Below are 11,714 nucleotides of genomic sequence, written 5' to 3' on the forward strand. Positions count from 1 at the left end.
CTTGATTGCTAAATTCCTGCTCTTGCACCACCGCTCGTAAATATTCTTGAGTTGCGCGGTGTTCGTCTAGAGCGGTGATGAGTTCTTGTCTGAGGCGGATATTATCGCGCTCGACATCGCCTGGGGGTAGGCTCGACTCAACAACCTCACTAATGTTGGGGACATCTTCAAATAATACTAAAAAGTGGCTGGCTGCGACTTGTGGCAGCTTAAAGGGAATCACCTGAAGATTGAAGCTAATCGACCTGTCGCTATCGGCGATCCGCAGTCCGATTCTACTAACGGGTAAATTCTGTTGTTGTGCTTGCGCGATCGCCGTTCGCAGTTCGAGCGCAAAACCCGCTCGCACGAGGTTAAATAAATCGAGATTGGCAACTCCCGACGTGAGTTTGAGATAGCGATCGACCTCACCCCGCAATTGCAATACCTGCATTTTATCATCGATTACTACCCCGATTGGCGTGTACCGATCGGCGATTAAGCGATCGATTTTTCCCTGAAAATCGAAGCTTGGTGTTGCCGCAGGTGTCAGGCGATTGCCGAGACTGCGATTTTCAGAGCCGCTAGTTTGGCGGCTCGTTCTCACGATCGGATAATTAGTGGTAAATAATAAGGGGTGCGGAGTTGTCGTCGGATTCTTGGCGTAAATCCGATGCTTTTTGTCAACAACATTAAACAGATCTGTATATTTCCCCATACTTTCGGATGTGCCCAGCAACAGAAAGCCAGTAGCATTTAGACTGTAATGAAAGATCGGGATAATCCGCTGTTGCAGTGCATCGCCGAGATAAATCATCACATTGCGACAACTAATCAGATCGAGATTAGAAAACGGCGGATCGCTGCTGAGATCTTGGCGGGCAAACACACACAGTTCGCGCACCGCCTTACTAATATGATACCCACCCTCGATCGGGTAAAAGAAGCGATGACGACGTTCTGGCGACACATTCACCAGCCGATCTTCGGTATAAATTCCCGTCCTAGCGGTGTCGATGGCGGGTTCGCTAATATCGGTGGCAAAAATCTGAATTGCGGGCTGGAGATTGCGCTCTGACAAAAACTCTAACAGACAAATCGCGATCGAATAAACCTCCTCCCCCGTCGAACAACCCGCCACCCAGATCCGAATCGGCACCTCTGCCGACTTATTTTGGCTAATCGTCGGGAAAACTGTGGTCGTCAGCAGCTTGAAAGCTTGAGGATCGCGGAAAAAACTAGTCACATGAATCAGGATTTCTTCATACAGGATCTTAACTTCAGTCGGATGTGCTTCTAGATACGCCACATAATCCTCCAACAGTTCGATCTTCCGCAGCAACATCCGCCGTTGAATCCGGCGATCGAGCGTCTTGGGTTTATAATAACTGAAATCGACACCCGTACTCGCTCTGAGCATGTCAAAAATCGTCGTCAAAGCAGTTGGCGATGCGAGTACTTCGCGATCGTTCGCGGCAATCGGCGGTCGCCGATCGCTTGAGAGCGGATTGCGAGCGAGATCGACCAATTCTGCGGCAATTTGCTCCGGCGACAGCACAAAATCCACATTCCCAGTGGCAATCGCCGAAGTCGGCATACTATCAAATTTTGCTGAATCCTCACGCTGAGCGAATGTCACCCCACCTGCTGCCTTAATTGCTGTCAAACCTGCGGTACCATCACCATCACCGCCCGATAATACCACCGCGATCGCCCGATTGCCGCGATCTGCTGCTAGGGAGACTAGGAAGGCATCTCCAGGCATATATTTACCAAAAACCTTCTCGCGCGGCGATAACCCGAACGTGCCGCAAGAGAGCTTCATCTGCGTATTCGGGGGAATCACATACACCCGATCTGGCTCTACCATCATCCCTTGCTGCACCTGAGTCACCAGCATTTTTGTGGCTCTAGTCAAAATCTCCGCTAAATAACTCTCTCGATCGGGCGACAAGTGTAGAATCAGGACGAACGCCATCCCAGTATCGATCGGTAAGTGGCTCAATAGCTGGGTAAAAGCTTCTAAACCCCCAGCGGAAGCTGCTATCCCGACGATCGGGAATTGAGCTGGTACTGGGCGATTAGCCGCAGTTGATTCGGGTGAGGATTCAGATGTCATCAGATCGAGCCATGTGGCGATAGTGATTTGAGGAGTTGACGATCTAATCTAACCGATCGTGACGGTTTAGGTCTACTGCCTTTAGGTAGATTATGGTGAAATTCCCAGTTGTAGCGCAACCCATGTCTAATGGTATAGTACGAATATTTGTTAAAATCTCATCTCTTTTTCTGCCGATGAGCGGAAAGGTGACTATTTTGGAAAATTTAGATTCTAGTTTGCCTAAAAATCTTGCCGATTGTTCTAATCCAGACTGTTGAGCGATATAATCTGCAATCTCTTCGATATCTTGGATTGCTGGTTTTGTCAGTCTAAATCGTTGGCGTAGCCTACCGTAGGTAATCGGTCTTCAGCTCTATTTACTGTAGCGAGATTTAAGATTCGATCTAATTTGCTCCATTGCGATATTACCATCAACTACCTCGCCCCGTTGAGATGCTTCCCAGCCGATCGATGCTGCCTGTTGCAGTTCTCCTAATTTTCCTTGGTAAATATCTTCCTGCTTGTCTAAAAGTTCGATCGCGGTTCTAATCACTTCGATCGCATTTTGATATTTGCCGCTAGTTAGTTGGCGACTGACGATTAGTTCTAATTCTGGCGGGAGAGTGACTTGTATAACACCTGCTCTTATTTGCTCTGGAAGATTCGGTTGCCTGTTTCTATTATAAGTTACCCAGAGATCGATCGAGACTGCTATCTCCCATACCGAATTAGCTGAAACTTGGCTAACAGCGCAGTTGTTCTCATCACTTAGAATACCCACCAATAGGTTAATAGCAACACATCACATCACATGTGGTGACAACTATACAGCATTTAACCCGATGATTCTTCTAAATTATTTTTAGTTGCGCTAATTTTTGCTGAATTAAAGTTTCTACTTCCTTAACCTCAGCATTCGAGTTAGGAATGTTGAACGTCTCTGGGGATGCTTCAGCCGTGAATCGATCGACAAACGTATAGAATGCAGATCGATCGTCAGGGTGAGCAATGACATAAGCTCTTAACTCACCTTTAGTCATGGTATCAAAGTTAGGGTTCATTATAAGAATCTCCAAAGACCATTAGGATAGATTTCGATCTGGATGTTATCACCAGCTAAAATAAATAGATTTTCCGTTCGATCGTCAAGACGAACAATGAAAATAGGCGTGAATGTATTCGTTAATGATTGGCACAGAATTACACACCTGATACCTTGTTCGGCGGTTGGCAAAATTTGGATACCTCACAATTATGATTATAGAATACTGCACTAGATCGCGATCGACCTACGCAGACTAGGAAATTAGTCTGCCTAGGCAGACTTTGCGACATGAGCAGCGGTTTTAGCCGCTAGCAAAAGGTGGATTTGGGCGAGGGATAAAGGATGATTTTACCGCCGCTGAGTCCTTTGCCGATGTAGTCGTTGGCATCACCTTCGAGTTCGAGGGTGACTCCCTTGGGGATAAATGCCCCCAACCATTTCGTTGAGGGTGCGGAAGCCGAGGGAAGCCATGATTTCCCGTAAGTCTTGGGCGATGAATCGCATGAAGTTGACGGTGTGGGCGGGATCTCCGGTATAGGTGGCACGGAGTTCGGGGTTTTGGGTGGCGATTCCGGCGGGACAGGTATTGAGATGCCAGACGCGCATCATAATACAGCCGAGGGTGACGAGGGGAGCGGTGGAGAATCCGAATTCTTCGGCACCCAGGAGGGCTGCTATGGCGATGTCTCGTCCGGTTTTGAGTTGTCCATCGGTTTCGACGACGATGCGGCTGCGGAGGTTATTCAGGACGAGGGTTTGATGGGTTTCGGCGAGTCCGAGTTCCCAGGGCAATCCGGCGTGTTTGTTGGCGAAGCCTCTCAGAATGAGAATTGAGGTTTGGGGTGAGGCTCCGGTACAGCCGAAACGTGATGAGGCTAATTGTTTGATGCCGCTATTTTTGGAGTCGATCGAGGTGTTAATCGGAAATATCTTCAGCCTGTGTACCCAATTGCTTTATTCTCTTTCGATGAGCCATATCGACCAGAACGAGATTCTTATCAGGTAAGAGTTCCTGGTTTGCAGGTGATGGAGTTCAATTTCTTGACGATTCAACTCAATCGGCTGAATTGGAGAGACTTCTTGACTCAACGTAATCCGGTCGCGGCGGCACTGATGGCAAAGATGAAAATCGACCCAGCAGATCGCCCACGGGTCAAGGTTGAGTGTTTACGAATGATTGCTAGTCTCAAGTTGGATAAGGCGAGAACTTTCCTGATATCGGGTTTCATCGATAATTACTTGCAGTTGAACCCTGTCGAGAAACAACAATTCCAAGTTGAAGTTGCTAAAATTAAATTACCTACTGAACGGGAGAATGTGATGGAACTTACTACTAGTTGGAAGGAAGAAGGAATAGTACAAGGTCGGGAGTCAGCAACACGGATAATAGTTAGCAAACAACTAACTCGAAAATTTGGCAACCTCTCCCCCGAACTTCTAGCGCGGGTGAATGGGTTGAGTATAGATCGAGTGGAAGCCTTGACGGAAGACTTGTTAGATTTTACCAATGTGGGGGATTTAGAGCGGTGGCTGGCGGTTTAACTTTGTTAAATACCGTTTTCACTCGATTCGATCGAGCCTGATGATTCGGCAAAGCAGAGGCTACGCCAACGAGATGGGGCAGATTGAATATGATTCAATTTTACCATTCCCACATTTAAGCAACAAGGATCGATCGAGACTAAAACCGATCGATCTCAAGATCGAAAGCACCATCTACAGTTGCTAAAATCATTCTTTCTAGTTCTAGCACGATTCTGCCCCGCAGACGCTTCGCGAACGATTCGTTGGCATTAGCTTACTTTGGCTAAAGTGCGAACTGCTAAAATTTCGTCAGAGCGTAAGGTTTCGATCGTAGAAATAGGCACCGCAATCTCTGTCAAAGATTCACCGATCGCATTAAAAATTTCTAATACGCAGCCTTCTTCGCCATTACTTGGATGAGGGACAAAATCAATTAAGGTTGCAATATCTCCGGCTCTGAGTCCATACTCTGGTCAATCGCGAGTTAATGAGACTTCTCGATATAATTCCATTGTCATATTAAAACCCCCTACTAGGTTTAAGTGTCACGAATTGAAATTTGCCATCGATCTGTCTTTCTAGCCAAAAGGTAATAATTGGCAGGATCGTACCATTTACACCGAAAAGTCATCAGCAATTATTTAACCGACAATTTCATTTAATCCGCTAACAATTACAGCTAGCTCCTCTGGAGAAATTTGGCTGATTCGATCGCCCAATCTATCTATTGATAACGTCCGAATCTGGCTGATTTTTACCCAAGACTGTTTTGGTAAAGATACTGATTCAATTAAAAAAGTCAGCGGAAACTCAGCCTTTGGAGCTTGACTCGTCAGAGCTAGAGCAATTACTGTTCCCGAATGCCGATTGAATACGTCCTGGCTGATAATCAATACTGGACGAGTACCCGATTGTTCGCGTCCGCGTGTGGGATTGAGATTTGCCCACCAGATTTCTCCTCTTAGTATGTCGGCCATTGAGCTAAATCTCCTTCGATCCCTTCTTCTGCTAATTGTTGTTCTATTTGTGGATCGAGTTTTGCACATTCACTCGCTAAACGAGTTTGACGCAGCAGGGAGAGTTTATCGGTTAATGCTTCTTGGATTGCTTTGCTCCGATTGGGAAATACTCGTTGTGAGACTAATAGATCTACTTTCGACAATAGCTCTGAGTCGATCGTGATTGCGACTTTGTTAGTTGCCATAGATGGTCAGAGATCTAATGGTATGATGATTTATCATACCATTTCAAAAGCTTTGTTGTCAATTATCGATCGAATCAGCATAGATCGAGACTAAAGCCGATCTATCTCATATCGAAAGCACCATCCACAGCTACTAAAGTTATTTATAAGTTAACAACAGATCGAGCGCGTCTTACCGTTCGCGTAGCGTCTCTGAAAGAGAATCGCGCTCGATCTGTCAACTGGCCACTAAAACCATCAACAAACGTTCGATCTAGATCCTTAACAGCTTAGCTAAAGCTTGAGTTAACAGGCTATTTTGTGCTGGAGTACCTACCGTAATGCGCAATTTATCCTGCAATCCCGATCGATTGAAATATCGGACTAAAATCCCCCGTTCTTTTAATCCTAAATAAAGTTGCTCTGCTTGTCCATCGAGTAGAGTTGCTAACAAAAAATTACCATGAGATTCACCAACTTTTAAACCGAGCTGTTGTAACTCGATCGCCAGTTGCGCTCTTGATTCTTTAACTAGATTGGCACAGTTATTTTTATATACTCGATCGCGCATTGCCGCTGCACCAACTAAATTCGCGATCGCGTCGATATTATAACTATCTTTAACTTTAAATAAACCCGCTAATAATTTGGGATTAGCAATTCCAAATCCCATTCTTAGCCCAGCTAAAGAATAACCTTTCGACAGCGTTCGCAAGATGATAACATTGTCAAATTCCCGCACCAATGAGAGTGCAGAATCTGGTGCAAAATCTACATAAGCTTCATCGATCGCGAGTACACCCTCAAGCTGGCTGGCTAGCGTCCGTAAATCTGCTAATGGTACGATATGACCAGAAGGACTATTCGGCGAAGCGATTAAGGTGAGCGCACCTCTGGCCGCGACTAAATCCTCGATCGGTAATTTCCAGTCGGCGGGATAAGGAATTTCAACCGTCGTCGCAGGCTGCATCGCCGCTATCGTCGGATACAGCACATATGTAGGCATCGGATAGACAACTCGGCGCAGATCTCCCTCAGCACAAGCTCTTACTAAGATATTTAGTAACTCATCGCTACCATTCCCCACCACAACCCAATCGGTAGGGATGTCTAACACCTCACTCACCGCTTGGCAAAATTCCCGCGCAAAGGGATCGGGATAACGCCTGAGCAATTCGGCATCGAGATTGCGCAACACTGCGATCGCCGCAGGTGAAGGCGGATAGGGATTTTCGTTCGTATTGAGCTTGATAATTGACGTTCCTGGTTTGGGCTGTTCACCAGGAATATAACCTGACATTAGATCGATCGCTGGACGAAAATAGCTCATCGGGAATTATGAATTATGAATTACTCACATCTTTCATTAAAACAAAGTGACTAGTATTTTAGTGACTAGCGACGCGCGCTCTGGAGGTTTCCTCCAGGTTCAGCGCGTCAAGACAGTGGCTAGTAGTTTTTAGTTACGAGTGAGAGTTTTAGCTCTAGATAGAGTAGTTGCTAAGTACTGGTGCAAGATGTAAGTAAAGCAATTGTCCCTAATTCAAGTCAATCTAACTCCCCCCAATGCGAGCCACATCGCGAGAATTCTCCTCAAAAGCAGCGTCCAGCGCATCATCACCACTCAATCCCGAAGCCAGCGCATTCTGAATCGCTTGCAACACCCGTTTATAGTCACGCGGCATCACCTTCACGAACTTGGGCACCAGATTATCCCAATTGGCTAGGACTGCGATCGCTTTCTGACTCTTGGTATATTGGGCGTGTTTCTCGATCGAACCCTTCAACTTACCAATCTCTTCAGCATCGCTAAGAGTTTCCAAACCCACCATCTGGGTATTGCAGCGCGTCGGGAAATCACCCTGCTCGTCGAGGATATAAGCAACACCGCCACTCATTCCCGCTGCGAAATTGCGTCCAGTAGTACCAAGAATGATTACTTGTCCGCCTGTCATGTATTCACAACCGTGATCGCCGATCGATTCTACAATCGCACTGACTCCAGAGTTGCGGACGCAGAAGCGTTCGCCTGCCATGCCGTTGATGTAGATTTCGCCGCTGGTGGCTCCGTAGAGGGCGACGTTGCCGACGATCACGTTTTCAGCGGCGATGAAGGTGGATTTGGGTGAGGGGTAGAGGATGATTTTACCGCCGCTGAGTCCTTTGCCGATGTAGTCGTTGGCATCGCCTTCGAGTTCGAGAGTGACTCCTTTGGGGATGAATGCGCCGAAGCTTTGTCCGGCACTACCTTGGAAGTGGAGGTGGACGGTATCTTCGGGGAGTCCGTGCCAGTGTTTTTTGGTGATTTCGTTACCGAGGATGGTACCGACGGCGCGGTTGACGTTGCAGATCGGGAGAGTGGCTTTAGTGGGTTTGCCATGCTCGATCGAGTCTTTGCACAAGTCTAATAAAGTAGTAAGATCGAGCGATTTGTCAAGTCCGTGGTCTTGGGTAATTTGCTGGTAGCGTCCCACTTCTGTGCCTACTTCCGGCTGGTAGAGAAGGTTAGAGAGGTCGATGTTTTTGGCTTTCCAATGGGAGATCGCTTGTTTGGATTCTAGGATATCGGTGCGCCCAACCATTTCGTTGAGGGTGCGGAAGCCGAGGGAAGCCATGATTTCCCGTAAGTCTTGGGCGATGAACCTCATGAAATTGACGGTGTGGGCGGGATCTCCGGTATAGGTGGCGCGGAGTTCGGGGTTTTGGGTGGCAATTCCGGCGGGGCAGGTATTGAGATGGCAGACGCGCATCATGATACAGCCGAGGGTGACGAGGGGAGCGGTGGAGAATCCGAATTCTTCGGCACCTAGAAGGGCTGCTATGGCGATGTCTCGTCCGGTTTTGAGTTGTCCGTCGGTTTCAACTACAATCCGGCTGCGGAGGTTATTTAGGACGAGGGTTTGATGGGTTTCGGCGAGTCCGAGTTCCCACGGTAATCCGGCGTGTTTGATCGAGGTTTGGGGGGAGGCTCCGGTACCGCCATCGAAGCCGGAGATCAATACTACATCGGCATGGGCTTTGGCTACGCCTGCGGCGATCGTGCCGACTCCGACTTCAGATACTAGTTTGACGTTAATTCGCGCATCCCGATTAGCATTTTTGAGATCGTGGATTAGTTCGGCGAGATCTTCGATCGAGTAGATATCGTGGTGCGGTGGGGGTGAAATCAGCCCTACGCCTGGGGTGGAGTGGCGGACTTTAGCAATCCAGGGGTAGACTTTTTTGCCTGGGAGTTGTCCGCCTTCACCTGGTTTGGCTCCCTGTGCCATTTTGATTTGGATTTCTTTGGCTTGGGAGAGGTAGAGGCTGGTTACGCCGAAACGTCCCGATGCTACTTGTTTGATGCCGCTATTTTTGGAATCGCCTTGCTCGTTTGTCCAGGTGTAGCGTTCGGGATCTTCGCCGCCTTCGCCTGTGTTTGATTTACCGCCGATTCGGTTCATCGCGATCGCGAGTCCTTCATGTGCTTCACTAGAGATCGAGCCGTAGCTCATCGCGCCTGTTTTAAAGCGTTTGAGGATATTCTCGATCGGTTCTACTTCATCGATCGAAATCGCTGTTTGCGGTTTAAAGTCGAGCAAGCCGCGCAGGGTGAAATGCTTTTTATCCTGCTCGTTAATCAGCTTGGCGTATTTCTGATAAATGTCATATTTACCCGTCCGCGCCGCCTGTTGCAATAGGTGAATACTTTCGGGGCTAAATAGGTGTTCTTCACCATCTTTGCGCCACTGATAATCGCCACCGACATCGAGGGTAGCACCTTTGGCAGGTCGATCGGGGAAGGCATGGGTGTGGCGGGTAATCGTTTCTTGGGTAATTACGCCGACATCAGCACCTTCAATTCGGGAAGCGGTGCGGGTAAAGTATTTATCGATCGTGACTTGATTCAAGCCAACTGCTTCAAAAATCTGGGCACCACGATAACTTTGAATTGTGGAAATCCCAATTTTGGACGCAACTTTAGTTACGCCTTTTGTGGCTGCTTTAATATAGTTTTTAACAGCAGTGGGATAATCGACATCGAGTAAGATTTTCTGATTAATTAAATCCTCGATCGTCTCGAATGCCAAGTAAGGATTAATCGCCCCACAACCATAACCAATTAACGTTGCAAAGTGATGCACTTCACGCGGTTCGCCGGATTCTAATACTAGTCCAACGCGAGTACGAGTGCCCGTGCGAATTAGATGGTGATGCAAGCCAGCAACGGCTAGTAAAGCCGGAATTGATGCAGTCTCAGCATTCACACCGCGATCGCTCAAAATTAGAATGCTCACACCAGCTTCGATCGCCTTATCCGCCGCTGCAAAGATCGATTCTAAGGCTGCTTCCAGCCCCTGTACCCCATCTTTAGGGTCGAACAACATCGGCATAGTCACAGAACTAAATCCACCTTGATTCAGGTGCTTTAACTTCGCCAGTTCAGCATCACTTAAAATCGGCGATTTGAGGGCGATTAAATGACAGCTTTCGGGTTCGGGTTTGAGTAAATTCCGCTCCGAGCCGATCGTCGTTTGGGCAGAAGTAACGATTTCCTCACGAATCGAATCGATCGGGGGATTAGTAACTTGAGCGAATAGTTGTTGGAAGTAATCGTAGAGTAATTTTGGTCGATCGGACAACACCGCCAACGGTGTATCAGTTCCCATCGATCCGGTTGCTTCCACCCCATCCCGCGCCATCGGCGTAATCAGCATCCGCAACTCTTCAAAGGTATAGCCAAACGCCATCTGACGTTTCAGCAAATCATCACCTTCTTTTGCTAGCGGCATTGAAGGACTAGCAATGCTCTCTAGTCGTACTAAATGCTCATCCAACCACGCCTGATAAGGATGCGCGCTAGTAATCTCCTGCTTGATTTCCGCATCGCTCACAATCCGCCCAGCGACGGTATCCACCATGAACATCTTCCCTGGTTCCAACCGTCCCTTCGTCACTACTTTTTCTGGCGGAATCGTCAGCACACCTGCTTCCGATGCCATAATCACCAGATCGTCAGTCGTCACATAATAACGTCCTGGGCGCAGACCATTGCGATCGAGTACTGCCCCGATCGAGCTACCATCAGTAAAAGCGATCGAAGCTGGGCCATCCCACGGCTCCATCAAGCAGGAATGGTACTCATAAAACGCCTTCTTCTCCGCGCTCATCGACTCATGTGCCGTCCAAGGTTCGGGCACCATCATCATCATCGCATGGGGCAAACTGCGACCAGAAAGAGTCAATAATTCCAGGGCATTATCAAAGATCGTCGAGTCACTACCATCGACATTGATCGCAGGTTTAATCTTATTAATATCATCGCCGAATAAATCCGACGCAAATAACGATTGTCGCGCCGTCATCCAGTTGATATTGCCGCGCATTGTATTGATTTCACCATTGTGGGCAATGTAGCGATAGGGATGCGCCCGCTCCCAACTGGGGAAAGTATTCGTACTAAACCGCGAATGCACCAACGCCAACGCGCTCTCCATATCTGGATCTTGGAGTTCGGGGAAATATTGCCCCACCTGCACGGGCATCAACATCCCCTTATACACGATCGTCCGCGCCGATATACTCGCTATATACCAATGCACATCGACATTCGCCGCCCTAATTGCCGTATGCGCCAGCTTGCGAATCACAAACAACTTCCGCTCGAAGGCTAACTCATCCGCCAATTCGGGTGATTTGGCAATAAATACCTGCTGCATAAACGGTTCACTCGATTTCGCCGTCTCACCCAAAGAACCATTATCCGTCGGCACATCCCGCCAACCCAATACCTTCAAGCCCTCCGCCGCAACAACTTCAGCAAAGATCTGACGGCTGTTCGATCGAATCGCCGGATCGGGCGATCCATACACCGCCCCAACTCCATACTGTCCCGCTGCGGG

At 48.0% G+C, this 11,714-nt stretch carries 10 protein-coding genes and 2 pseudogenes; 1 reads left to right on the plus strand and 11 read right to left on the minus strand.

Annotation, left to right across the window (positions count from 1 at the left end):
• The 6 genes and pseudogenes from RMO35_RS12540 to RMO35_RS12560 all read right to left on the minus strand — a co-directional run.
• The coding region (locus RMO35_RS12540) for a chemotaxis protein CheB (RefSeq protein WP_309741609.1) at positions 1 to 2,098 on the minus strand (2,098 nt) is incomplete at its 3' end.
• Between the two features lie 43 nt (positions 2,099 to 2,141).
• Positions 2,142 to 2,441 carry a type II toxin-antitoxin system RelE/ParE family toxin gene (locus tag RMO35_RS12545; RefSeq protein WP_309741619.1) on the minus strand — a complete coding sequence of 100 codons (300 nt, stop codon included), beginning with the start codon at positions 2,439 to 2,441 and terminating at the stop codon, positions 2,142 to 2,144.
• 12 nt (positions 2,442 to 2,453) lie between these two features.
• Positions 2,454 to 2,861 (minus strand): type II toxin-antitoxin system ParD family antitoxin, encoded by a 408-nt coding sequence (locus tag RMO35_RS12550; protein ID WP_309741610.1) that lies wholly within the window; start codon positions 2,859 to 2,861, stop codon positions 2,454 to 2,456.
• A 70-nt stretch (positions 2,862 to 2,931) separates the two neighbouring features.
• Entirely contained in the window at positions 2,932 to 3,141 is a 210-nt protein-coding gene (locus RMO35_RS12555) for a DUF6887 family protein (protein WP_309741611.1), read from the minus strand.
• A complete protein-coding gene (locus RMO35_RS25320; protein WP_373538656.1) occupies positions 3,141 to 3,314 on the minus strand; it encodes a DUF6888 family protein in 174 nt (57 codons plus the stop codon). Before RMO35_RS25320 ends, RMO35_RS12555 begins: the two co-directional genes overlap by 1 nt.
• Positions 3,315 to 3,439: 125 nt before the next feature.
• A pseudogene (locus RMO35_RS12560) lies at positions 3,440 to 4,004 on the minus strand (glutamate synthase-related protein); the annotation flags it as partial.
• On the opposite strand from RMO35_RS12560, the gene RMO35_RS25325 reads away from it, so the two are divergent.
• On the plus strand, positions 4,005 to 4,667 hold the full coding sequence (locus tag RMO35_RS25325; RefSeq protein WP_396135057.1) for a DUF4351 domain-containing protein: 663 nt from the start codon (positions 4,005 to 4,007) through the stop codon (positions 4,665 to 4,667).
• 251 nt (positions 4,668 to 4,918) lie between these two features.
• Here RMO35_RS25325 and RMO35_RS25330 read toward each other — a convergent pair.
• From RMO35_RS25330 to gltB, 5 genes and pseudogenes are all read right to left on the minus strand, one after another.
• Positions 4,919 to 5,167, minus strand: a pseudogene (locus RMO35_RS25330) (DUF4926 domain-containing protein).
• Positions 5,168 to 5,290: 123 nt separating this feature from the next.
• Entirely contained in the window at positions 5,291 to 5,626 is a 336-nt protein-coding gene (locus RMO35_RS12570) for a type II toxin-antitoxin system PemK/MazF family toxin (protein ID WP_309741613.1), read from the minus strand.
• Positions 5,611 to 5,853 (minus strand): ribbon-helix-helix domain-containing protein, encoded by a 243-nt coding sequence (locus tag RMO35_RS12575; protein WP_309741615.1) that lies wholly within the window; start codon positions 5,851 to 5,853, stop codon positions 5,611 to 5,613. The genes RMO35_RS12570 and RMO35_RS12575 overlap by 16 nt, the downstream gene beginning before the upstream one ends.
• A 253-nt stretch (positions 5,854 to 6,106) precedes the next feature.
• Positions 6,107 to 7,162 (minus strand): histidinol-phosphate transaminase, encoded by a 1,056-nt coding sequence (hisC, locus tag RMO35_RS12580; protein ID WP_309741616.1) that lies wholly within the window; start codon positions 7,160 to 7,162, stop codon positions 6,107 to 6,109.
• 223 nt (positions 7,163 to 7,385) lie between these two features.
• A partial coding sequence (gltB, locus tag RMO35_RS12585) for a glutamate synthase large subunit (protein ID WP_309741617.1) occupies positions 7,386 to 11,714 on the minus strand: 4,329 nt, incomplete at its 5' end.

This window comes from Chamaesiphon sp. OTE_20_metabat_361 (genome assembly GCF_031364565.1).